Annotated in this window: 24 protein-coding genes and 3 pseudogenes; all 27 read left to right on the forward strand. The window is 28.7% G+C overall.

From position 1 onward, the window contains the following. Nucleotides 1-277 precede the first annotated feature (277 nt). Entirely contained in the window at nt 278-3,115 is a 2,838-nt protein-coding gene (locus tag D2A34_RS09680; RefSeq protein ID WP_119366477.1) for a sigma-54-dependent transcriptional regulator, read from the forward strand. A 1,044-nt stretch (nt 3,116-4,159) separates the two neighbouring features. After that, nucleotides 4,160-4,465 (forward strand): YoaP domain-containing protein, encoded by a 306-nt coding sequence (locus tag D2A34_RS09685; RefSeq protein ID WP_119366478.1) that lies wholly within the window; start codon nt 4,160-4,162, stop codon nt 4,463-4,465. A 92-nt stretch (nt 4,466-4,557) separates the two neighbouring features. Then, on the forward strand, nt 4,558-4,728 hold the full coding sequence (locus tag D2A34_RS27185) for a hypothetical protein (RefSeq protein ID WP_243128293.1): 171 nt from the start codon (nt 4,558-4,560) through the stop codon (nt 4,726-4,728). Beyond that, complete coding sequence (locus D2A34_RS09690) at nt 4,709-5,356, forward strand: class I SAM-dependent methyltransferase (protein WP_243128294.1); 648 nt, start codon at nt 4,709-4,711, stop codon at nt 5,354-5,356. Before D2A34_RS27185 ends, D2A34_RS09690 begins: the two co-directional genes overlap by 20 nt. A 158-nt stretch (nt 5,357-5,514) precedes the next feature. Beyond that, nucleotides 5,515-5,652, forward strand: a pseudogene (locus D2A34_RS27640) (class I SAM-dependent methyltransferase); the annotation flags it as partial. 17 nt (nt 5,653-5,669) lie between these two features. Beyond that, nucleotides 5,670-5,918, forward strand: coding sequence for a hypothetical protein (locus D2A34_RS09700; protein WP_119366479.1), 249 nt, complete (start codon nt 5,670-5,672; stop codon nt 5,916-5,918). Between the two features lie 535 nt (nt 5,919-6,453). Continuing rightward, nucleotides 6,454-7,617, forward strand: coding sequence for a GNAT family N-acetyltransferase (locus D2A34_RS09705; protein WP_119366480.1), 1,164 nt, complete (start codon nt 6,454-6,456; stop codon nt 7,615-7,617). Nucleotides 7,618-7,786: 169 nt separating this feature from the next. Then, nucleotides 7,787-8,194 (forward strand): bis(5'-nucleosyl)-tetraphosphatase, encoded by a 408-nt coding sequence (locus tag D2A34_RS09710; RefSeq protein ID WP_119366481.1) that lies wholly within the window; start codon nt 7,787-7,789, stop codon nt 8,192-8,194. Nucleotides 8,195-8,249: 55 nt separating this feature from the next. Next, nucleotides 8,250-9,071 carry a hypothetical protein gene (locus D2A34_RS09715; RefSeq protein WP_119366482.1) on the forward strand — a complete coding sequence of 274 codons (822 nt, stop codon included), beginning with the start codon at nt 8,250-8,252 and terminating at the stop codon, nt 9,069-9,071. A gap of 324 nt (nt 9,072-9,395) precedes the next feature. After that, nucleotides 9,396-10,211 carry an ABC transporter permease gene (locus D2A34_RS09720; RefSeq protein WP_182629340.1) on the forward strand — a complete coding sequence of 272 codons (816 nt, stop codon included), beginning with the start codon at nt 9,396-9,398 and terminating at the stop codon, nt 10,209-10,211. Nucleotides 10,212-10,297: 86 nt separating this feature from the next. After that, nucleotides 10,298-11,089 (forward strand): ABC transporter permease, encoded by a 792-nt coding sequence (locus tag D2A34_RS09725; RefSeq protein WP_119366484.1) that lies wholly within the window; start codon nt 10,298-10,300, stop codon nt 11,087-11,089. Nucleotides 11,090-11,094: 5 nt separating this feature from the next. Beyond that, nucleotides 11,095-12,081, forward strand: a complete 987-nt coding sequence (locus D2A34_RS09730) for an ABC transporter ATP-binding protein (protein ID WP_119366485.1) — start codon at nt 11,095-11,097, stop codon at nt 12,079-12,081. 171 nt (nt 12,082-12,252) lie between these two features. Next, entirely contained in the window at nt 12,253-12,723 is a 471-nt protein-coding gene (locus D2A34_RS09735) for an NUDIX hydrolase (RefSeq protein ID WP_119366486.1), read from the forward strand. Nucleotides 12,724-12,829: 106 nt separating this feature from the next. Then, the gene (locus D2A34_RS26655; RefSeq protein WP_182629341.1) at nt 12,830-13,006 is read left to right on the forward strand and encodes a hypothetical protein; all 177 of its coding nucleotides are present in this window, start codon (nt 12,830-12,832) and stop codon (nt 13,004-13,006) included. A gap of 202 nt (nt 13,007-13,208) precedes the next feature. Next, on the forward strand, nt 13,209-14,324 hold the full coding sequence (locus tag D2A34_RS09740; RefSeq protein WP_119366487.1) for a class I SAM-dependent methyltransferase: 1,116 nt from the start codon (nt 13,209-13,211) through the stop codon (nt 14,322-14,324). Nucleotides 14,325-14,430: 106 nt separating this feature from the next. Next, the gene (locus D2A34_RS09745) at nt 14,431-15,087 is read left to right on the forward strand and encodes a nucleotidyltransferase domain-containing protein (RefSeq protein WP_119366488.1); all 657 of its coding nucleotides are present in this window, start codon (nt 14,431-14,433) and stop codon (nt 15,085-15,087) included. A 276-nt stretch (nt 15,088-15,363) separates the two neighbouring features. Next, entirely contained in the window at nt 15,364-17,055 is a 1,692-nt protein-coding gene (locus D2A34_RS09750) for an ABC transporter ATP-binding protein (protein WP_182629342.1), read from the forward strand. Continuing rightward, nucleotides 17,042-18,787 carry an ABC transporter ATP-binding protein gene (locus D2A34_RS09755; protein WP_341467245.1) on the forward strand — a complete coding sequence of 582 codons (1,746 nt, stop codon included), beginning with the start codon at nt 17,042-17,044 and terminating at the stop codon, nt 18,785-18,787. Before D2A34_RS09750 ends, D2A34_RS09755 begins: the two co-directional genes overlap by 14 nt. Then, nucleotides 18,780-19,061: pseudogene (locus D2A34_RS09760) on the forward strand (NUDIX hydrolase); the annotation flags it as partial. The gene D2A34_RS09755 and the pseudogene D2A34_RS09760, both read left to right, overlap by 8 nt. A 66-nt stretch (nt 19,062-19,127) precedes the next feature. Beyond that, nucleotides 19,128-19,571, forward strand: coding sequence for a GNAT family N-acetyltransferase (locus D2A34_RS09765; protein WP_119366491.1), 444 nt, complete (start codon nt 19,128-19,130; stop codon nt 19,569-19,571). Between the two features lie 13 nt (nt 19,572-19,584). Then, nucleotides 19,585-19,770 (forward strand): annotated as a pseudogene (locus D2A34_RS09770) (GNAT family N-acetyltransferase); the annotation flags it as partial. A gap of 121 nt (nt 19,771-19,891) precedes the next feature. Next, a complete protein-coding gene (locus D2A34_RS09775; RefSeq protein ID WP_119366492.1) occupies nt 19,892-20,362 on the forward strand; it encodes an NUDIX hydrolase in 471 nt (156 codons plus the stop codon). 555 nt (nt 20,363-20,917) lie between these two features. Beyond that, on the forward strand, nt 20,918-21,373 hold the full coding sequence (locus D2A34_RS09780) for a GNAT family N-acetyltransferase (RefSeq protein WP_119366493.1): 456 nt from the start codon (nt 20,918-20,920) through the stop codon (nt 21,371-21,373). A gap of 89 nt (nt 21,374-21,462) precedes the next feature. Further along, nucleotides 21,463-21,879: an NUDIX hydrolase gene (locus tag D2A34_RS09785; protein ID WP_119366494.1), complete on the forward strand. Its 417-nt coding sequence runs from the start codon at nt 21,463-21,465 to the stop codon at nt 21,877-21,879. An 85-nt stretch (nt 21,880-21,964) separates the two neighbouring features. Continuing rightward, nucleotides 21,965-22,720, forward strand: coding sequence for a class I SAM-dependent methyltransferase (locus D2A34_RS09790; protein WP_119366495.1), 756 nt, complete (start codon nt 21,965-21,967; stop codon nt 22,718-22,720). Nucleotides 22,721-22,942: 222 nt separating this feature from the next. Continuing rightward, the gene (locus tag D2A34_RS09795; RefSeq protein ID WP_119366496.1) at nt 22,943-23,125 is read left to right on the forward strand and encodes a hypothetical protein; all 183 of its coding nucleotides are present in this window, start codon (nt 22,943-22,945) and stop codon (nt 23,123-23,125) included. A gap of 19 nt (nt 23,126-23,144) precedes the next feature. After that, a complete protein-coding gene (locus D2A34_RS09800) occupies nt 23,145-23,708 on the forward strand; it encodes a 2-phosphoglycerate kinase (RefSeq protein ID WP_119366497.1) in 564 nt (187 codons plus the stop codon). The last annotated feature ends 99 nt before the right edge of the window (nt 23,709-23,807 follow it).

Genomic DNA, 23,807 nt, shown 5'->3' on the forward strand with positions numbered 1-23,807 from the left:
AAATATAATTATAAGTGTGTGATTGAAAGATTTAGTGTGTAAAAGAAATATTTATTTACTTTTGGTAGAATATATTTTTATTTACACGCTTATTTGGCATATTAATTGCTTAAATAGATTAGTAAGTGAGTAATAAAATGTACGGATTATTTTTAGTAATTATAAATACGTAATTTGAAATTTTACCTAATAATTAATATAGAAGGATAACTTAATTTAAACTTAGTAGCCAGAATTAAGTACATATAAAAAATACAGATAAAGGAGGTATTAATTAATGAAACAAATTGATAAGATTTATGAATATATATTAGTAAATTCTAAAGAGTTTACAAAAGAAAAATTATTAAAAATCAAAGGTTTTAGTGCAGATGAAGTTGGAGCACACCTTGGAGTGCTAAGGAGCAATGCATCAAGAGAACTTAATATTCTTTGTAGGGAAAAGAAAATAGTCAAGATCAGAAATAGGCCAGTTTTGTATTTTGATAGAGAGCAATTTATGAAAAAATTGAATGTAACTCTAAATGATGATTGTGAGGAAATTATAGAAATTAGTGAGTTTATTAGCAAGGCATCAGATAATAAACAAGAAGATAAATCACCTTTCAATTCTTTAATTGGATATAATATAAGTCTGAAAAATCAAATAGAACAAGCTAAAGCCGCTTTGTTATATCCACCCAATGGTCTTCATACATTAATAATTGGTAGTACAGGCGTTGGTAAAAGTTTGTTTGCAAATATGATGTATGAATATTATAAGCGTATAAAAGAACTACCTGAAGATCCGCCATTTATTATATTTAATTGTGCGGACTATTGTAATAACCCACAACTTCTATTATCTCATATATTCGGTCATATTAAAGGTGCATTCACAGGTGCTGAAAAAGAAAAGGAAGGTATAGTTGAAAAGGCTGATGGAGGTATACTATTTTTAGATGAAATACATAGATTACCACCAGAAGGTCAAGAAATGGTTTTCTATTTTATGGATACAGGTAATTATAATAAGCTTGGAGAGACCGATAGGAATCGCAAGGCAACTGTATTGTTAATCGGAGCTACAACAGAAGATCCTAATTCTGCTTTGCTTAATACATTTATTAGAAGAATTCCTATAACTATAAATATTCCTATTTTTGAAGAAAGACCTATAAATGAAAAGATAGAATTGGTACAATATCTGATTTCTAAGGAAGCTCAGAGAGTAAATAAAACTATTAAAATTTCATCGGAAGTTATGAAAGCTCTAATAGGTAGTACTACATATGGAAATGTTGGACAATTAAAATCCAATATACAGTTAGTTTGTGCAAAAGGATTTTTTAATTGTATAAATACCAATAAAGATATTGAGATAAATTTAGCGTTATTACCTCCAAATATAAAAAGTGGAATACTTACATTTGGAAATGAAACTAAAGATAATACAACTATGTGGAATATAATGCCGAGTAGTATTACTATTCAGCCTGATGGTAATAAAACTTTTTTAGAAACAGATGATTATGAAACACCATTTAATATTTATAGCATAATAGAGAATAAAACATCTCTTCTTCAAGAAGAAGGAATGAATGATGAGGAAATAAAGAAGTTTATAACTACGGACATAAATATTCATTTAAAAAAGTTTTATGATAGATTTAAGAATGATGGAAACCGTAGAGAAGGACTACTAAAAATTGTTGATAAAGATATTGTTGAGTTTGCAGAAGAAATAAAAATATTAGCTGAAAATAAATTAAGTAAAAAACTAAATGAACGATTCATTTATGCTACAAGTCTTCATTTTAGTGCATTATTTAATCGTATTAAGAAAAATACTGTTTCTTTTGATGCAAATATTGATTTATCAATATCAAGTGAAAGTAAAGAATACGAAGTGGCTAAAGATATTCATAAGCTTATAGAAAAGAAATTTAATATTAGTATACCTAATGTAGAAATAGAGTATTTAGCATTACTTTTGAATTCAATACAAGAATCATCTCGTCAAGAAAGAGTAGGAATTGTAGTAGCTGCACATGGTTCAAGTGTTGCTACAAGTATGGTTGGTATAGCTAAAAAACTTTTTGATGCTGACAATATTTTAGGCGTTGATATGCCTCTTGAAATGACTCCATCTGATATATTGGAAATTGTCATTGAAAAGGTAAAATTAGTTAATGAAGGTAAAGGCGTTCTACTTTTAGTTGATATGGGATCCCTAAATAGTTTTAGTGATGTTATTACTGAAAAAACTAATATAATTACTAAAAGTGTTGATATGGTTTCTACTCCATTAGTATTAGAGGCTGTTAGAAAATGTTCTGTTTGTGATACAGATTTAAATTCTGTGTATTCATATTTACTTACTGATTTTAGAGGATATACTAATGGAATAACTGCACAACTGCCTCAGGAAAAGAAACAAAAGGAAAGAGCTATAATTACTATTTGTTCTACTGGTAAAGGTGCAGCAATTAAACTTAAAGAATTGGTAGAAAATGTTACGAATGATATTAGTTCTGAAGATATCAACATTATTTCACTTGGATTGAATGATTTAACTAAGTCTATTAGTGAGATTTCTGAAGAAAATAATATTTTAGCTATTATAGGTATAACAAACCCTGATATGGGTATTCCTTTTATATCAATAGATCAATTGATTGAAGGAACTGGAGAAAATATTTTAATAAGTATTATAAAGGGTAAAACTATTCAACCGATTGTTAGTACAGAAAAACCTAAAATAATTTTTAAAAATCTATGTATACAAACTCTTGATGAATTTATGACATTTCTTAATCCTAAAAAGATCTATTCATTATTAGATGAATTTGTGAATTTAATTGAAAATTTATTACATATAAATTTTGAAAATCCCGTTAAGCTAAGAATTATGTTTCATGTGGCATGTGCGTTAGAAAGAATGGTACTGAATAATGGTTTAGTATATGATGAAGACAAATTAAACTTTAATAAAAGAACTATAGAATCATTAAAAGAAGCCAGTTTGATTTTTAAAAATGCATTATCAATAAATTTAACTGAAGATGAGTTATATTATATTGATGATATTATCAGATTAGATTCAGTTCAGGTGGAGGAAAGTACTAAATCATAACTGAATTCATATTATAGATGATAAAGTACTACGAATTTTAAACAGTCTATTAATCAATTACCTGTTTCTTATGGGAATTAGAATTAAATGCTCAATGTTTAACTTTAAATAATTAAATGGATTAGAATTAAATAATAGTAAAAATTTGAAAAGAGTCATAATTACCTTTCAGAATTAGTGATGTTTAATTTATTAGTTAAACTTTGATGAGAAGTGCCAACTATATCGGCTAAGTTTGATATGGGTATATTTACGTCTTAATAGGATTTTTTGTATTGTGAATACCACCTGCTAAGCATAACATTATAAACTTAAGAATTTTCAATAACTACTATGTAAGCGCAAAAAATTTGGCACCTAATTTATATACTATCAAATATATTAAAATATCTCAGTAAGGCAATTATCTTTACTGGGATTAATTTTATTTCGTGTCTTTAATTTTCATATTTTAAGGAATTTTATTTGTCCAAGGCATAAGATCCTCTAGACTTTCACTATCAGATGAATCTATTTTTGATAGATTATCAAATAATCATCTCTATTATAAAGTTGTACCCAGCAGAGAATATAAGTTTTTCTGTCGGGTTTATTTTAGCGCTTAATTTTATATGACAAATTGTATATGGAATAGTTATAAAGAAGTATTAATATATAAATTGATTGTTCAAATGTAAAAAATAATTTAGGCAAAAGACTAGTTAAATATAAAAGAATGTAAAACAAACTATAAAATATTGACAAAAAATAGCTTTAGTTCTATTATTTAGTTATAACAATAATGTTTGTGTATAAGTCGATGAATGGTTATAATGGTGCAAATGTAAAATTAAGAAGTGTTCAAAAGTGATTGGATTTGGAGGTATAGATATCAAAGGAAATACAAGTAGTAGAAAAACTTGATAAAAAAATAAGCAGAAGGATTAATATTCGCTTCTAAACATTATCCGAGATTGATTTGTTCGCAAATTTCTTAAGGGATGTAACAGTTGGATGACACAAAAGATTGTTTTATATTAGCAATGGGAGAATTATAAATGGACAGTGAGAAGATTATTATCTTTTAATAGCGGATGGGAAGAAAGAGCCTTGAATTATGGTAATGGAATAACGGTACTTTATTCTGACCAATGTCCAATAATAGATTATGCTATTAAGAATATCACTGAAGCGTCAAAGGAATGTAACGTGAGTATTAGGTTGCATAAAATTGATAATCATATAGAGGCTCAAAATTCACCATCTCAATATAGAACTTTTAATATTATAGTAGATGGCAAGTTTTTAACACATAGGATTTTTAATAAAGAAAAATATATTGGAATTCTAAAAAGCGGACAAGTTTCATAATAAGTGTAACAATTAGCATTTGTAGGTATTGCACCAGTGTAATTAAATGTGAATTGAAGATTATTTAAATAACATTAGGAGGAGTACTTAAAATGGAAAAAGATATTATAAAGCAAAATAAGGAGAGTTGGGACGCTATTGCGGATTCTTTCTTTGGAGTAACCGCATTACCTGTTTATGGTTTTTTTATACCTACAGAAGATGAACTTGGCTTATTATTCTGTGCTCACAAACAAGAAAGTATTGGATATTGGTTGTGGTAGCGGTCATTCATTAAAATGGTGTGGAGATAATGGTGCAAAAGAATTATGGGGACTTGATTTATCTACAAAACAGATTGAAAACGCAACGAAGTTATTAACTGATAGTAATTATAGTCCCAACCTTTTTAATGTTCCTATGGAACAAAACCCCGGTATTCCAGAAAGTTATTTTGACGTAGTTTATTCGATATACGCTATAGGTTGGACAATTGATATTCAAGTAACTTTTAACCTTATTTCATCATATTTAAAGAAAGACGGCATTTTTATTTTTAGCTGGGACCACCCATTTATGCACTGTGTTGAAGCTACTGAGAATAAATTGATTTTTTCAGGTAGTTACTACGAAGAAGAACCTTTTACATTTAAAAAAGATGTAAAAAAACCTGCTAATCGTAACAATCCAGATATTGAAAAAGAAAGTGGGTTTCCTTTGACACTTTATAATAGACGATTATCCGATTACATAAATGCACTTGCAAAAGCCGGATTTGCAGTTGAAAGAGTTATTGAAGAAACAGACAAAGAAACATTAAATAGCGATTATGAGTTTAGCCAACTATATTATTCACCCTGTAAAGCAAAGCAGTTCCCACAATCTATTATTTTCAAAGCGAGAAAATTGTAACTAAACAAAATGAGCATAATCTGAATTATGGCATAATATTCAGAAACTGCGAATTAAATAGTATTGAAATGATGGAGGTGTAAAATGGATCAAAATAATAATATCGTTCTAAAATTCTATTCAGATGATAAAAATATAGCTGAAGAAAATTAGCATCTGAATCAAAGCGTAATATTACGTTCTTAGTTACTAATGGTGTAGATTTACCATTTGATGATAGTTCTTTCGATGTAGTTATTATTTGGAATCAAACTTTTGGACTCATGTATAGTGAAGTAAGCAAGTCGCTTTTTTAAAGGAATGTAAACGTGTTTTGAAGGATAATGGCATCATTAATTTTTCTGGTCATGAACGTGAATATGAAGAGATAAATTATCCTCATTGTTTAGTAGGTAAAAAGTTCTTTCCATATAAAGATGAGGGTATAGATTGGGAGATATTCACTATAGATGAATTAAGAGAGTTGGCACAAAAATCAGAACTTAATGTACTCAATTGCGAAAGAGGTAAGATATATCGTGAGGAGGAAGGGACCATTATTCATTGCGTATGTAGAAAATAAGATGATTTACATCGCAACATTATTTAGGGATGTAACAATTGAAGTTTGTAAGTGTTACACCAATGTAAATTAAGCTGAAGTGAGTATTACTTATTTTTGTGGAGGTTATTATGGTTATTGAGGAAATTATAAAAAATCTAATTAATAGGAAGTCTTCTGGTTTAATTATGGATGAAGATGAACTAAATGGAGAGTTAATTTAAAAAAGGAACATTGTTTTAAAGATAAATGTTTAAAAATATAGAAAGAAAAAAAGTTAACAATATAACAATTTATAGGAAACATCAGAGGGTCATAACTTTTTTATAAAAAGGTATGCAAGTAATAGTAAATGATTGAGAACTAAAGATTACCCATAAAATCTAAGCATTGTTAATTGACGATGTTATGATAATTCTTGAATTTTGGAGGAATAAATTATGTGGTGTCACTACTTATTTAACAATAATAAATTACGTTAGTCATGGCAATAGAGGAAAGGATTACTTATATAAATGGCATAGATATATTTGTTGATAAATAAAGGAGAGCAAGAATGAATATACAAAATAATATTTTGAAATATCACTTAAGAAATGTGTATTTTATATGTGGAACAGCATGTGCTGGAAAGACAACTATATCAAAAATATTAGCAGAAAAGCATGGATTTTATTTATATGATATGGATAAAGAATATTCTGCACATAGGTCTATATCAGATGAATTACATCAACCAGATACATGTTATCATGGTAAAAACTTTCATGAACAGTGGATGCGTCCGATTAAGGAACAAGCAAGATGGAATATAAATTCTTTAAAAGAACAGACGGAAATGGTGCTCATTGATTTAATAAAACTTTCTGAAAATCAAATTGTGGTTGCAGATGTTTTATATACACCAGATTATATACAAGAAATTATTGATTATAGTCATCTTGTATTCTTGACAGTAGATAAATCTATGATTCGAGAAACTTATTTTAATCGTCCCGAAAAGAGAGAATTTTATGAGTTTGTAAAACATCAAGAAATGGAATATACGTATTTCGAAAACATTTTTCAATCATTAGAATTAACGAATGAAATAGAGCAGAAAATGATGCGTGATAGTGGATTTTTGATACTGGAACGAAAAGCTGACAGTACAAAAGAAGAGATGCTGTCACAGATTGAAAAGCATTTTGGATTGTATGAAGATGATAATTCGGTATATATCAATGCGGAACGACTTTATATCAGACCTTTTGAAGAAAAAGATTTTGAACAGTTTGAAACACTTCTAGATTTATATCCTGGTTGGCAGATGGAAAAAGCACATTCACGTCGTTTTTTCGATTGGCATTTATCAAATTATGAAAAGATGGATATAGAGCATGGCTATATTTGTTTGGGTGTCTTTTTGAAAGAATCTAACAAGCTGATTGGAAATATCGGTCTAAACGAGCATGATGATTTACATGTTCCAGAATTGGATTATGGTATCGTGGAAGATTACCGTGGCAAGGGATATGCAAAAGAGGCAACAAAAGCCGCATTAATTTGGGCTAAATCCTATTTTGATATTCCATATTTAGTTGGGACTGCTGAAGTTAGCAATATTGCATCACAAAAGGTATTGGAATATTGTGGATTTAAGCTTGAAGGAGTTAATAATTTAGAAGTTCATATTGAAAATGCAAGATATGATTTTAAGACATATAAGTATTCATTTTAATTACTAGTTGTGTAATGATAGTTTAACAGATTTTTATAAGCGTTTTAATATGTTTGAAAGTAAAGGAATGATGATACGTAATTTCAAAATGCAGTGTGGTAAATAAAATATGTTGGAATACGTGATCTTCTTAAAAAGTGTAGAAATAGTAATTTGAAGGAGGTGCGTTATGCAATATGAAGTATCAAGTGGAGCGGTAGTATTTACACGCAAAGACAATGATATTTATTTTGTTATTGTGAAATCGTTAGAAGGATTTTATGGATTTCCCAAAGGGCATATTGAGGGGAATGAGACTGAAGAAGAGACTGCATTAAGGGAGCTATATGAAGAAATAGGTATAAGACCACAAATTATTGTAGGGTTTAGGACAACTGATGAACATCCAATCCCTGATAAAAAAGATGTTATTAAAAGAATAATATATTTCCTTGCAGAGTATGATAACCAACAGATATGTTATCAAGAAGAGGAATTAGAAGGTGCTTATTTAGTGACATATGAGGAAGCAATGAATGCTTTTCAATTTGAGAGTTCAAAAAGAATACTAAATGAAGCAAAGGAGTTCATTGAATAAATTACAATTTAAAGTTGAGTATTATAAATTATAATTTAGCGAGGTGAGATTGTGAATGAAAATAAATATATGTAATCACGATTGTACTGAATTATGGGATGGTGTCCTATATAAGAGGTTATCTAATTATCCTAATATAAACGACTGGGAAATGAAAAATGTAATTGATTTTATAAATTATGAAAAACTAAATGGGAGAAAAACTGAAATAATATCGGATAGTGATAATATTATAGAAAAAATAAATAAAGCATTAATAGAACCAGAAAAATATTCAAATCCCAATAAGCCTCAAAAGATTACAGAATGTACTGCGTGTAGGTATAGAAAAGGATGTATGACACAATTTGTATGCCACACAGCACCATTAGAAAATGCAATAAAAATATTTGAATGCGGGAAATTATTATCAGCTGTAAATTCAAGAAAATTACCTGCTGAAATACTTGCTAAAGAACCTAGAAATGCTGCAAATGACCCAGAGGACTTTTTTCGTTATGTAATGTTTACATGGGGAAACTGTCAGGCCGGTGATAGGTTGGTTATGGAAAGAAAAATGAACAGACCTCCAACTGATGAAGATATGGGAATTAATTTAACACCTGGCATAAGATTTTATTTTGAATATGAAAAATTAGTAAAACACCCTAATGCAATTAATGATGGCTTTTTACCTATAAAGGTAAAAGATGAAGTTGTAGTTTCTGATTATGTTAATGCAATTATAATTCCAGAAGAATATCAAAAAATAGTTCAAGATATTATTCCATATGAACTAGCAGATAGAACATATTACATAAATAATAATTGTAAGGATGTTTGGGATTGGTCAGAAAAAGTATATTCATTTATTGAAAAAATAAATACTGTGTCATAAGAACAAATTTCAATTTGTCTAATTGAAAAAATAAATATAATGTAAGTTCAATAAAGAAATTTAAAAAATAGTACAACTTTTTTAGTAGATATAGGAAATCAAAAACCTACATTGGGTATGACCAAAAAGAAATAAATGATACCTACATTAAAGAGCATTACAAAAACTAATATTCATACATTTAATGATAAAGATGACTTTACTAATATAGACAATAATTATTTCAATATGGTAATTCATAACATTACTCTGTCCTCGTGGAGTAATTTGTAAATAAGATAGAAGTTGTTAAGAATGAAAAAATAATAAAAAGGGGGAATAGTATTGTTTAAAACTATTAGTTATTATGGATCTGTTGCATTATGCAACGCACGTCTTGTTATTCAAAAGCAAATTGAGTATCCATTATTTTTAGTGAGTTATTTTATTATAAATCCTATAGGATATTTTGTTGGAATATTATTTCTTTATATACTTGTTAGTAATTTCCAGCCCCTTGCAGGGTGGACCTTCCCACAGCTTGCATTTATCTATGGTCTTGGTGATTTAAGCCATGGGTTAATGGTTATGTTTGCAATTCAAACCTGGAATATAGAAGGCTATGTAACTCGTGGTGAATTTGATCGAATGTTATTAAGGCCAATGAATGTATTTTTTCAGTTCATTACTAATTATATTAATTTTATTGGTCTCACGGATATATTTACTGGAGGAATAATATTCGCCATAGGTTGTAAGTTAGTTAATTTTCAATGGACTCTTGTTAATGCAATAGAGATAATAGTTGTTGTAATTTCTGCGGCAATCATTAGATCTTCTATTTATACTATTTTCTGCTCTATTGCCTTTTGGACAAATCGTAGTCGTTCGCTGGTATGGATTATACATGATTCATTAGAGCGTACCACATTATATCCACTGTCAATTTATCCTCAAATAATTCAAACAATATTTACATTTTTAATACCAATAGGTTTTATTAGTTTTTACCCAGCTTGTGAATTTTTAGGTCAGGATTCTCGTACTTCTTTGCCGCTAGGACTAGCAATTTGGACACCAATTGTAGCTTTAATAATGTTTCTTCTGGCTAGTGTCGTATTTAACTGGGGATTGAAAAATTATTCAAGTGCAGGTTCTTAGGGGGTAAAAATATATTTTTATAAAACTCTAAAATCATACATTATAAGGTACAAATGAGAAGAAAATTTTTGTGAGGGGGAAAGAATATGTCTGCTTATTTATATTTAGCAAAAATGAAGATGATTAATTCATTAACCTATAGATTTGAGGTCATAACAGTATTGGTTACTAATTTAATAATGATGATGGCCACAGTGTTTTTATGGAAAACAGCTTTTAATGGTATTGATAGTGCAAATGGCGTTAATGAGAGTCAAATGGTGACTTATGCAATATTATCCTCAATATTATCTTCAATATTTTCTTTCGAAGTAGAAGCAACTTTAAATGATAGTATAAGAGAAGGGAATATAGCAATTGATCTATTAAAACCGATCAACCTGATTGGAAAGTATTTTGCTCAAGATATTGGAGGACTTATAACAAATCTTGTAAATAAACTTCTGCCATTGAGTGTAATTGTACTTTTATTTATAAAAATTTCACCACCAGTCAATTTTATATATTCTTTACTTTTTAGTTTTAGTGTGATACTTAGTTATCTTTTATTATGGTCAATGGATGCAATATTTGGCATAATGACATTTTGGCTTATGGATATTGGAAACTTAGTAGGTATCAAAAATGTATTTATTAAGTTACTTTCTGGTAGTATAATACCAATTTGGTTTTTCCCAAATTGGTTACAAAATATTCTTAGTTTTCTTCCATTTCAATATACTTATCAAACATGTTTAAGTATTTATATTGGAAAGCTTTCTGTTAAACAAGCAGTTGAAGCTATATGCATACAAGGAATATGGACATTTTTGCTAATGATGATAGTTTACTTATTGTGGAATAAAGCTAGAAAATCTGTTCAAGTGCAAGGGGGCTAATTTATATGGAATTAATCGAAGTTAAAAATATAGTAAAGGGGTTTACTGTTGTTAAAAAGAATAAAGGTTTAAAAGGTGCTTTAACAAGTTTAATTAAGCCTGAAAAAAGCACGGTTTATGCAGTTAATGACATTAGTTTTTCAATTAAAAAGGGAGAAATAGTTGGTTTCATAGGACCTAATGGAGCTGGTAAAAGCACAACAGTTAAAATAATGTCTGGTATTTTGCATCCAACTTCTGGAAAAGTTCTTGTTGATGGAATCTCTCCTCAAGAAAATAGAAAAGCTGTTGTAAAAAACTTGGGTGTAGTATTTGGTCAAAGGACACAACTTTATTGGGATTTACGTTTAGGTGAATCTTTTGAACTCTTAAGACGAATATATCAAATAGATTTGAAAAGTTTTAATAAAAATATGGATATAATGAGTGAGATATTGAAAATTAATGAGATTATAGACACTCCAGTTAGACAGTTATCTTTAGGTCAGAGAATGAGGGGAGACATTGCGGCAGCAATGATTCATTCACCCAATATACTTTTTCTTGATGAACCAACAATTGGCTTAGATATTGAAGCAAAGCATTCTATTAGAAATTATATTGAAAAAATAAATAAAATCAACAACACAACAGTTATACTTACAACTCATGATCTTGATGATGTAGAACAATTATGCAAAAGGCTTATAGTTATTAATAATGGAGGAATTATTGAAGATGGACCCTTAGATTCTATAGTTGAAAGGCTGGCGCCATATCGTGTTTTGATAGTAGAACTTTCAAAGCATTGTGTGGATATTGTAACTCCATATGCAGAGATTATCAAACAAGAGAATCTAAAAATATGGTATAGATTCAAGAAGAATGAAATTACGGCAGCAGAACTAATTTCTCAATTGGCACAAAAGCTCCCAATAAGAGATCTAAGTGTTACAGAAGCTAATATTGAAGATGTGGTTAGGAAAGTATATAGAGGAGTTTCAAATGAGTAAAATAATAAAGATATTTGCAAGTATATTTAAATATCACATTGTGTTGGAATATTAACTGTTGCAAATAAGTAGCTTCAAGGGATAAGGATAATAGTGTATAACCACTGTAGTTAAGGAGCATCAAAGAACGCAATAGTAAATAATCATGAATTAAAGGGCGGGAGTTAAGAAATGATTTTAACAGAAAATAAAAATGGACAACAGTTATTGGAGTACATACAAGTACCTGAAAAAGATTTACTAGAAAGTGATACATTTAAACCTATCACAGGTTCATTTGCATTTATAAAATGTGATGATAAGTATTTAATTGCGTATAACAAATGGAGAAAACAATGGGAATTTCCTGCTGGAAAAGTTGAAAAAGGTGAAACATATAAAGAATGTGCGATTAGAGAATTATTCGAAGAGACAAACCAGAATGTTGCTAATCTTGAATACAGAGGCCTATTTAAAATATATGATAAAAATAAAGATCATGTAAGATATAGAACTGCATATTTTGCAGAAATTCATAAAATCACTGGATTCAAAGAGAATGATGAAATGACAGAAATTATGCTATGGGATTTGGAAAGTGATATAGGATATTTCGATGAAGTTGATAAAAAAATGCTACAGTTATGTGTTAGTAAAAGGTGAAATATTAAAAACTAAGAAGCATTTTTCTTAAAAGATGTAGCAATCAAGGTGTTGTAGTTGTTGCATCCTTGTAATTTATTGAGAAGTAGTATGAGGGGGGATAAAATTGAAAAAAAGAGAAATCTTTATGTTATCATCAACAGCATTTTCATTGGGGATTGTTTTAGGATTTTTGATTTCTCCTATAAAGAAAGGTATCAATGTTTATGGTGGTGATAGTATAAGCAATAATTATGCTAAAAAGGATTCACCAACTGATGACGATAATAATATAAAGCGGTAATTTTTAAAGAAAGAGCGATAATTCATAATTTTCTTAAGGGATGTAATAATTGGAGTTTGTAAGTGTTTCACTAATGTAAATTAAGATGAAGTAAAAGTTATTTTAATTCAACTAATATGCGAGTTAATTCGCATATAGCGTTATGGGTTTGACTGAATGGTCATGTTAACATTAAGTTATAAAATTACAAGGAGGTCTTTATATGACAACAGTTAAGCTTAAAATTGCAGAATTAAGGAAAGAAAGGGGAATTGGGCAACAGGATTTAGCCGAAGTATTAGGTGTATCGTTCCAATCGGTTAGTAAATGGGAGACTGGTACAACAATGCCGGATATTACTTTATTACCAAGTATAGCTGAATATTTTGATATTTCTGTAGATGAATTATTAGGGCTAAAACCACTACGTCAGCAAGAGTATATACCAAGAAACACAGACAAGCGTGATAATTGGAATGGAAAGAGCAACAAGTTATATAAAAATAGAAAATACTTTTGGAACGATGATTACTTAGAATTTCTTGTGAAAAATGTTTGGAATATAGAATTGCCAATAGATATTATTGATTTTAGGTGTGGAAATGGGTATTTAGGAATGAAATTACTTGAGCTTTTACCTAAAGGAAGCACTTATACGGGAATTGATAACGAATATTTTATTAATGAAGCAAAAGTGAATTTTGACAATTCTGAATTCCATGTGAATTTTATTGTATCAGATATGTATTCTCTTAAAACGAATAAAAAGTATGGTATGGCTATTTGTCAAGCAGGATTAAGACATATGAATAAGCCGATGGAAGCATTAGCAAATATGGTAGAATCTGTTAAGAAAAATGGTCTTGTTATTTGCATAGAAATTAATAGAGAATTTGAAAATAACGGATTGTACATTGATGACATTGATTATGATTACCTTTGTACAACTTTTAATTTTGGTAGGTTATGGAAGAAAGAACTGGAGTATGAAGGTAGAGATTATGCAATTGGAATGAGAATGCCCTTTTATATGCAAAAGTTAGGTTTGAATGATATTGATATTCGTATGGATGATAAAGTGATGTATGTATATCCTGATATGCAAGATTATGAAGAAAAAGTACAAGATTTTATTGAAATCAATGAATGGGATAAATCTATTAGTATATCTGATAGAGAAAATTTAATTGAAACATTTATGAATCGAGAAATTGACAGAGTTGAGGCGGAAGCCTATATTAAAATGCAATCTAAAATAAAAGAATATTTTACAAATACTGAAAATAAAAAATCATTTTTAAAAGTACAAGGATTACTAATTACATACGGAAGAAAATGAGGATAATTAATAGATATTAATACATCATGTTCTTAAAAGGTGCAACAATCAAAAACTTTTAGTTGTTGCACCAATGTAAATTATTGTGTAACAAAGGAGCGGTAAAATGAAATTATTAATTGAATTAAGTGAACATTTATCTGATATGAATGTAGAATGGTATCTATGTGGGGGATTTGCTATTGATGCTTATTTAGGAAACATAACAAGAAAGCATAAAGATGTAGATATAACGGTTAGTTTTAATGATATGAAAGAATGTATTCAGTACCTAGAATCAAAGGGGTGGGAGATAGATGCACCTGTTGGCAATCAAAGACTAGTATCAGTTGAATTTGCTCTTGAACATTCAGAATTATATTTTGATAACATATGGTGTTATAAGAAAGTTGCAGATTTTATAAAGACTGACAAAACTGATGGTGTATTTAAATATATGAAATTTATTAATAGAGAGCAAACAGAACTTGACTTTATAGAAGTCGTGTTTAATAAAATAGAAAATGGAGTTTTTTACTACCAAAAAAATAATAATATTACACGAGATATACATAATGCTTTTATAAAAAAAGATGAAATTAATATTCTCGCTCCTGAAATTATATTGCTCTATAAATCACGAAACTATGAAAATAGCGATTATCAGCATGATTTTGATGTAGTAATAAATAGACTTGAAAAAGAAAGATATAATTGGTTCATAAATGCTATGAAGATAGCATATCCAAAAGGTCACAAATGGATTGAAGAACAATCCGAATGAAAGAATTATAATTGCAACATTGTATTAGTATGACATATGGAAGAAAATGAGCATAATCAGTAAGTAATATGTAATATTCTTAAAAGTTGTAGCAATTAAGATTTTGAAGTTACTACAACCTTGTAATTAAGTGTGAATTGAAGATAATTAATATTTTTATAGGCATTGAAATTAAAAAATTAGAATAGTGAAAATTATTAAATCATAAGGAAGGTTATAAATATGACAAAAAAACAATGGATGCTGAGATTTTTATATCGGCACAAATTTAAATTTATGTGCGAATTAATTTGTATTACGATTATGACACTGGCAAATCTTATTTATCCATTTATAATCGGAGATATTGTTAATACAATTTTTTATCAAAAGAATATGGACGGGTTTTTACATTTATGTGTCATATATGCAAGCATATTCTTTTTTAATCAATTTATTGTTGCTACGATTAATAATTTTATGTGGTCAAACTTAATGACAAGCTTTGTGTTTGACATACGTAGGGAGCTTTTTAAAAAAATATTGCATAAAAAAGGCAAAGATCTTTCTAGTTTATATAGTGGGGATATTATTAGTCGAATAAATAATGATGCCACAGATTTTATGAATCTTATTTTTTGGAGCATACTTTGGGGCTATTCCGGCATTTTGACCATAACTGTTTCGCTGTACTTTATGTTTTTTTATAATTTATTTTTGGGTATCTCAACTTTAGCATTAGTGCCTATCGTTTTTTACACATCAATGTTCTTTAAGAAAAAATCACAATTGATTAATTCCAAAATTTATAAAGAGAAAGGAAAATTATCATCATTTTTATTTGAAGTAGTTAAAAGCTTACAGGAAGTAAAAATTCTTAATGCCACAAAAAATGTAATTAATTATTATATGAAAAGTACTAAATTAATAAATAAAATGAATGTAGACAACGGGAAAATTTATATTAAATCTGAAAGAGCTAATGCGTTTATAACTCTTTTAGCTCAGCTTATAATATTTATTATTTGTTCTATTTTCATTGTAAAAGGATCTATGCAGCTAGGAAGCTTTGTAGCTGCTTTGGGTTATTTTAATATGGCGGTAAATAATTTTAGTTCTATAAACGGTAAAATTGTTGATATTTCTAAACAGGTTGTATCAATAGAACGAGTAGTAGATATTTTAAATGAAGATGAAGAAGATTATAAAGAAAATGGTATACAAAAGCAATTGGGCAAAGGAAAAATAGAATTTAGAAATGTAGTGTTCGGATATAGGTCAGACAAAAATGTTCTAGACGGTATCAATTTGACCATAGATGATGGAGCAAAAATTGCTATAGTAGGTAAAAGCGGTATGGGCAAGACTACCATGGTTAATCTTATATACAATTTATATAATGTAAGCAGTGGAGAACTGCTAATAGATGGAGTAAATGTAAATGAATTTAATTTACATAGTCTAAGAGAGCAAATAGGCATAGTTCATCAAGAAAATATACTTTATGATGGCTCACTAAGATATTGTCTTTCTTTCTCGAATAATAAAGATAATGATGAAAAATTAATAGAAGCAATAAAAAAAGCTGCATTTTATGATGTTTTTCTTTCATTAAAAAATGGTCTCGATACTATCATTGGAAGCGAAGGTCAGAACCTATCTGGCGGACAAAAGCAGCGTCTTGCTATAGCTAGGATTTTTGTTAAAAATCCTAAAATTATGATTTTTGATGAAGCAACCTCATATCTTGACAGCCAAAATGAAGAATATATCAAAGAGACGCTTTACAATATGGCAAAAGACAGAACACTCCTAATAATCTCTCATCGTTTTTCAACAATAAGAAGTTGTGACAAAATTGCGGTGTTATCAGATGGGGTAATAAAAGGTTTTGATAGCCATGAAAATCTTATTAAAGACAATGAAACCTATATAGAGCTTTTCAAGGAGCAATTTTCTTTAGGAGATGAAAATTATGACTCGATTTAAAATATATAAAGAATTAACAAATGGCATAAGTGGAACTAAAAAGCCGCTCATAGCATTAAGTTTCTTAAAATTATGGGCTCTAGGTATAGGCATTATACCGCCGCTTTTATATGCATATTTAATCAATAGCGTAATGATAGGTAAAAATATTAATAAACTTTGGGCTATAATATGTGCTTATATATTAATATACATATTACTTACAGTGGGGATTGTACTCAGTAAAAAGTTTTCAAACAGGCTTATTTTAAAATATGACATAAAGATAAAGCATATGTTATTAAAAAAATATACCACCATTGACAGCATGTCTTATAATAAATTCAGCACTGGAGATGTAAAGAGTAGAATCGAAAATGATACAGTGGTGGTAGAAAGTTTTTTTACAGATTATTTTTTGGAATTTTATTACGATATAATTTATTCTTTTGTATTAGCAATTATTTTGCTCTGTTTAAATTGGCAGCTTGCATTGCTAAGTTTAATTTTCATTCCAATGACTTTTGTTGTGGTTAATTTTTTAGGTAAAAAAACAAAGCAAGCTGGTGAAAAACTGTGGAAGATAAATACAAAATATGAAACCTTTTTACATATGACTTTTCAAAATTGGAAGGATGTAAAAATTAATAATCTTGAGGACAAACTATTTGAAGAATTAAACGTATATTATAAAAAAATAAGACGCATTTGGTTTCTTAATCAAATTTATTGGCATTTGGGACTTTCGTTTTCATTTTTTCAACGTAATTTTATTACTCAAATGTTCTTATATTTTGTTGGTGGATTATTTGTTATAAAAGGTTATTCAGAAGTGGGTACGGTATTAGTCTTTATTAATTTCTATGGACAGTTTTATGACTTAATAAAGAATATTTGTGATTCTATTATTAGACTCAAAAACGATTCAGTTAATATTGAGAAAGTTATTGAAATATTGAATCTTGAAACGGAGAAAAAAGCGAATTTACCGATTATAGACGGTAATATAATAGTTGAAAATCTTAGTTTTAAATACCAAGATAATGACGAATTTGTATTAAAGAATATTTCGTTTGAAGTAAAAAATGGTGAACATTTGGCTATAGTAGGGGAGAGTGGTAGTGGTAAATCTACAATAGCTAAAATATTATCAGGGCAAATAATTCCGCAAAAAGGTAATATTTTGATTGGTGGAGTAGATATTAATGCTATTGACAGCAAAAGCATAAGTAAAAAAATAAGTATCGTTATGCAAGAACCAACTCTTTTTAATTTGACGGTTAGAGAGAATCTTCTTATGGTAAAACCTGAGGCTAAAGATGAAGAGTTAACTGAATGTTGCCGTAAAGCGAGTATATATGATTTTATTGAAACTTTACCAAATAAATTTGACACAATAATTGGAGAAAAGGGAGTTAAACTTTCTGGAGGGCAAAAACAACGTCTTTCCATTGCTCGTGCTTTTTTACAAAACAACGATATTATAATCTTTGATGAGAGTACTAGTGCCCTAGATAGCGAAAAGGAAAGGGATATTATTAATGAGATAAAAAATCTTTCAAAAGATAAAACTCTTATTTCAATAGCACACCGCTTATCCACAATTCAAAGTTGTGATAAAGTGATTGTAATAAAAGATGGCTTTATTATGGCTGAAGGTACACATGAGGAATTAAAGGGTAAAAATGAGAATTACGACTTTTTATTTAAGAAACAGTATAATAATTGGTATAGGAAAAATATGTCAATATAAAGTTGAAAGATTAGCTTTCATACATGAAAATTTCTTTGTTGGAGATGGTAGTTTATCAGGGAAAAAGTGTAATGAAATAGCTTTTTATTATCTTATGAAACCAAGAGGAACACGTGAATTAGATAGTAACAGTTACACACAAGGAGTTAAAGAAAATATGTATTGGATTCCGATTAATGATTTAAAGAATTATAGAGCATATCCTACATTTTTTACAGAGAAATTAATTAATCTTAAAAGCGAAATAGAACATATCGTTACTTATGAGTATTAAACAAATTCCAAATTTGTAGAGTTGATTAATTATTATATGAAGAAAGTTAGTTTGAGGTGATTTCTTATGGAAAATGAAACTATATTTCGTGTAGCAAATAAAAGTGATGCAGACGAATTTAAAAGATTAAATGATATGTTTAATGGTAAAAATACAAATTCTTTAGATAATATAAAAAAAAGTTTGTGTAGTATTGATAGTGAATCAGTTTTTGTGGCTGAAAGAAATGGAAAATTGATAGGATTTTGTTGTTGTCAAGAACTGAAGTCGGTATGTTACGATACTTGCCGTTTTGAAATAGCAGAATTGTTTGTACAGGAAGAGTATCAAAAAATAGGAATTGGTAAGGGATTGATTTATTTTGTTGAAAATTGGTATAAACAAAGAAGTATATTTAAAATAAAATTGCTTACTGGCAATAAAAATTTAAATGCGCAAGGATTTTATGAACATTTAGGATATACAAAAACAGATCAAATTTTGTATAAAAGATGGATAGGAGAAATATAAATTTGTAGAAGAAGCTCATCGTAAACAGAATATAGCAAAGCTGCTATGTAAAGAATGTGAAAATTGGGCTAAAGAACAAGGCTGCAAAGAGTTAGCAAGTGATTGTGAGCTTGATAATGAAAATAGTTTGGAATTTCATTTAGGAATTGGATTTACAGAAGCAAATCGGATTATCTGTTTTACTAAAAAATTAATATAAGTAAAATTTTTTATTAGGAGTTGGAATATATAATGATGATGAGTGAGTATAATACGAAGCTCATTAAATTACAATTTAAGATTGAATGATATAAATAGTAATTTGTAGGGGGGATTAGAAAATGTCAAGAGCAAAAATGCAAGTTTTAGTAATTCCATATATTGAAAATGAAGATGGAATAAAATATTGTATTTTCAATAGAGCTGATATAGAAGACAATGAAGATTTCTGGCAATTTGTGGCTGGTGGTGGTGAAGATGATGAAAAGCCGTTGGAAGCAGCAAAAAGAGAAACATGGGAAGAAACTGGTATAAAAGAAAAAGCTATATTTTATCAATTAGAAAGTATTAGCTATGTACCGACGAATTGCTTTTCAATGGAAAGGCGAAAAGTATGGGGAATGGATTGCCTTGTAATTCCAGAGTATAAATTTGCTGTTTGCGTTAAGGAGAACAATATTCAAATATCTGATGAGCATAAAGAATATAGATGGGTAAATTATGATACAGCAGTTGAGTTATTGAGATTTGAAAGTAATAAGATAGCCTTGTGGGAATTAGATAACAAGATAAAGATGAAATTACTTTTATGATAATTGTAACGTGTAGCAACAGATTATGAGCATAATTCGGAGTTCGATAAATTTTCAACTTATTAATATATAATTTTGTGCACATTATTCTTAAAGCATGTAACAATAATAATTTGTGGGGAAACGATATGTCATTAAATGAATATAAAAATGAAGTTAGAGAATTTTTACTTAGAATGGGGGCATTGAATGGGGATAATAGCTAAAAAGTAACGTGGTTAAATTAAGAATTTGAATTATTAAAAAAGGCTGTAAATGCTTCGGAAAGAGATAAAATTCAACATCAACTATACGATATGCTATATTTGTTATTTGAAATGGCGGCCGATAATGATTTTGATTTAGATACGGAATGGAAAATAGGAAATAAAAGAAAGCAGGAAAAATATTTAAAATCAAAAAATAAATTCTAATGTGCCTGATTCACAAAATGAGCATATTGTAGGTTTAATTAACGTAGATAACCGCAATTGTAAATTCATGATGAATTAAGATTATTTATTAAATTAGAGGGAAGTTTGTATAGAAACATATTATGAGGAAGGAGAGGTTAATGTGATATATAGATTAGCAACAAAAAGTGATATTTCAATGCTTTCAGAAATGAGATGGGAACATGAATACGAGGAAGAAGGAAAGTTCGATATTTCTAAAGAAGATTTTATTAAAGAGTGTAATTTATTTTTAGTTAATGGTCTTAAAAATGGCTCTTGGGAGTATTGGATTGCAGAAGAAAATAGTGAAATTGTTTCAAATATTTATATAAATAGAATAAGAAAAGTACCGAAGCCACAAAAATTATTTGCGGAAATAGGTTATGTAACAAATGTTCACACAAAAACTGAATTTAGAAATAAAGGAATAGGAACAGAACTTTTAAAAAAAGTAAAGCAATGGGCTATAAATAATAAAATTGAATTATTATTTGTTTGGCCAAGTCAAAGAGCAGTAACTTTCTATGAACGACAAGGATTTTCCATGAATAACGAAATAATGGAATTAGAAATTTGACTAGTTTGCAGTTTTCTTAAAGGATGTAACAATTGGAGTTTGCAAGTGTTACACCAATGTAATTTATTATTCATGAGGGAGTGATATAAATGAAGAGGGTTAATGTTGTATACGCTTTATTATACAATGAGGAGACTGAACAAGTGTTACTGGTATGTAATAGAGATCATCATAATTCTTGGTCTATGCCTGGAGGTGCAGTAGAAGAAAATGAGACTTTAGAACAAGCCATGATAAGAGAAGTTCAAGAAGAAACAGGTCTTTTAGTTAAAATTCGGTATATAGTCGCTATTAATGAGCGTTTTTTTCAAGAAAATAATGAACATGCAATATTTATAACTTTTAGAACTGAAATTATTGGAGGGGCAATTCATATTGAAAATCCAGATGAAATTTCTGAGATAAAGTGGGTAGATATTTCCACAGCAAACAAGTTAATGCCATATCATAAGGACGGGATTAATAAACTAATTCACAATTATGCTACTTATTGTTTTCAAGTATAATTATAGCAGCCTTTGCTTATCGGTAGATTAATTCACAACTTTCTTAAAAGGTGTATAAATTGTAATTTACAAGGAGGTTTAAATAATGGATTTCAGAAAGACATTTGACCGAATACCAGAAATATTTGATAAATACAGACCCCGATATTGTGATGAACTGTTTACAGAAATTATTACTGTATCTGAGTTGAATTCAAGCAAAGATGTACTTGAAATTGGTCCAGGGACAGGACAAGCAACAGAGCCTATTTTAATAACTGGTTGTAATTATAAGGCAATTGAACTTGGGGAGAACTTTACAGAATATATGGAAAACAAATATGAGACTTATAGTAATTTTCATATTGTAAATGCTGATTTCGAAACATACGATTTTGGAAATCAAACATTTGATTTAATATATTCAGCAGCTACAATTCAATGGATACCTGAAGAAATAGCATTTTCAAAAGCCTACAATATACTAAAACCTGGTGGAATTCTTGCAATGTTTATGACTCGTTCAGATGAGAAAAGTGCAAATGAAGAACTGTTCAATAGAATAGACGAGGTATATAAAGAGCATTTTTCTGTTAAGCAGAGATATAATTGTAAAATGATATATGATAATGTTGTGAATTATGGCTTTGTTAATTACAAATATCAAGACTGGAAAAAGGTAAGAACACTTAATGCTGATGAATATATTTCATATATTAGTACACATTGTGAGCATATAACTTTAGAAGAGCCTTGTAAGTCTAAATTTTACACGGGAGTAAGAAAGGCTATTATAGATTCTGGCAATAAAATCATTATTAACGATACTATTGCATTATATCTTGCTCAAAAACCGTTATAAATTTAAAGTTGATTATTATAAATAGAAATTTATGGGGAGAATTGAAAAATTGTAACTCTAAGTTATCAATTGAATCAAATATCTTCATCAGTTATGGAATTAATTTTAGAGGGAGTCTTGTTATGGATTTAAAGGGTATAAAGAAAATGGTATATGATTTAATGGCTGAAAAGAGAAGTCGCCCTGGGAAAGAAAATAATTTCAGCATGGTTTCATGACATAATGAATGGAGAAGAAAATCATCCTGAAAATGGTGCGGAAATTGTGAGAGGTATTTTATCTGATTATTGTTCAGAATTGGAACTAAATAAAATATATAAAATGATTGCTGAACATGACAATAGAATACATTCCTCAAATGATGGGAATTCATATTTAAAATTATTGTGTTGTAAATATATTTGATATTTGGAGGGAAATAACGATGGTTATTTTAATTGGTGGAGTTAGTTGCACAGGGAAAACATTGATGGCTCAAAAATTACTAGAAAAATATAAGATTCCATATTTGTCTATAGACCATATAAAAATGGGGTTGATTCGTGGAAGTAAATATTGTGATTTTTCTGCAATTGACGGTGATAATGAACTTATATATAAACTATGGCCAATAGTAAAAGGGATAATAATGACCAATATTGAGAATGGACAGCACATCATCATCGAAGGGTGCTATTTACCTCCCGAACATATTAGTGATTTTGAACCTAATTATTTAAAACAGATAATTGCTTTATATATAGGTTTTTCAAAGGATTATATTGAGAAGTATTTTGATTCAGGAATTGTTGAGTATAGAAGTGAGATAGAACAAAAGGAATGTGATGATTTTTATATGAATAAAGATAATTTTATTAAATTCCATTCGCAAGTCAAAGAACTCTGTAAGAAGAATGATGCTAAATTTTTTGAGATTAATGATGATTATGCAGGAGAAATGAGCAATGTATACAAATGGATTGATGAACAAGTAGAAGCAAAGCAGTAGTCATAATAACCTCATTGGAACATAATAAAATTTAATTATATAATTCACAATGTTCTTAAAGAATGAAACTAATTTATAAGATTGGAAATGAAGGCAGAG

The sequence above is a fragment of the Clostridium chromiireducens genome, assembly GCF_003575225.1.
Taxonomy (GTDB): domain Bacteria; phylum Bacillota; class Clostridia; order Clostridiales; family Clostridiaceae; genus Clostridium; species Clostridium chromiireducens.

What these genes read in the sequence shown, in the direction of transcription:
- D2A34_RS09680 (WP_119366477.1), top strand. Translation starts at nt 278, where the DNA reads ATGAAACAAATTGATAAGATTTATGAATATATATTAGTAAATTCTAAA.
- D2A34_RS27185 (WP_243128293.1), top strand. Translation starts at nt 4,558, where the DNA reads ATGGAAAAAGATATTATAAAGCAAAATAAGGAGAGTTGGGACGCTATT.
- D2A34_RS09705 (WP_119366480.1), top strand. Translation starts at nt 6,454, where the DNA reads ATGAATATACAAAATAATATTTTGAAATATCACTTAAGAAATGTGTAT.
- D2A34_RS09710 (WP_119366481.1), top strand. Translation starts at nt 7,787, where the DNA reads ATGCAATATGAAGTATCAAGTGGAGCGGTAGTATTTACACGCAAAGAC.
- D2A34_RS09715 (WP_119366482.1), top strand. Translation starts at nt 8,250, where the DNA reads ATGAAAATAAATATATGTAATCACGATTGTACTGAATTATGGGATGGT.
- D2A34_RS09725 (WP_119366484.1), top strand. Translation starts at nt 10,298, where the DNA reads ATGTCTGCTTATTTATATTTAGCAAAAATGAAGATGATTAATTCATTA.
- D2A34_RS09730 (WP_119366485.1), top strand. Translation starts at nt 11,095, where the DNA reads ATGGAATTAATCGAAGTTAAAAATATAGTAAAGGGGTTTACTGTTGTT.
- D2A34_RS09735 (WP_119366486.1), top strand. Translation starts at nt 12,253, where the DNA reads ATGATTTTAACAGAAAATAAAAATGGACAACAGTTATTGGAGTACATA.
- D2A34_RS09740 (WP_119366487.1), top strand. Translation starts at nt 13,209, where the DNA reads ATGACAACAGTTAAGCTTAAAATTGCAGAATTAAGGAAAGAAAGGGGA.
- D2A34_RS09745 (WP_119366488.1), top strand. Translation starts at nt 14,431, where the DNA reads ATGAAATTATTAATTGAATTAAGTGAACATTTATCTGATATGAATGTA.
- D2A34_RS09750 (WP_182629342.1), top strand. Translation starts at nt 15,364, where the DNA reads ATGTGCGAATTAATTTGTATTACGATTATGACACTGGCAAATCTTATT.
- D2A34_RS09755 (WP_341467245.1), top strand. Translation starts at nt 17,042, where the DNA reads ATGACTCGATTTAAAATATATAAAGAATTAACAAATGGCATAAGTGGA.
- D2A34_RS09765 (WP_119366491.1), top strand. Translation starts at nt 19,128, where the DNA reads ATGGAAAATGAAACTATATTTCGTGTAGCAAATAAAAGTGATGCAGAC.
- D2A34_RS09775 (WP_119366492.1), top strand. Translation starts at nt 19,892, where the DNA reads ATGTCAAGAGCAAAAATGCAAGTTTTAGTAATTCCATATATTGAAAAT.
- D2A34_RS09785 (WP_119366494.1), top strand. Translation starts at nt 21,463, where the DNA reads ATGAAGAGGGTTAATGTTGTATACGCTTTATTATACAATGAGGAGACT.
- D2A34_RS09790 (WP_119366495.1), top strand. Translation starts at nt 21,965, where the DNA reads ATGGATTTCAGAAAGACATTTGACCGAATACCAGAAATATTTGATAAA.
- D2A34_RS09795 (WP_119366496.1), top strand. Translation starts at nt 22,943, where the DNA reads ATGAATGGAGAAGAAAATCATCCTGAAAATGGTGCGGAAATTGTGAGA.
- D2A34_RS09800 (WP_119366497.1), top strand. Translation starts at nt 23,145, where the DNA reads ATGGTTATTTTAATTGGTGGAGTTAGTTGCACAGGGAAAACATTGATG.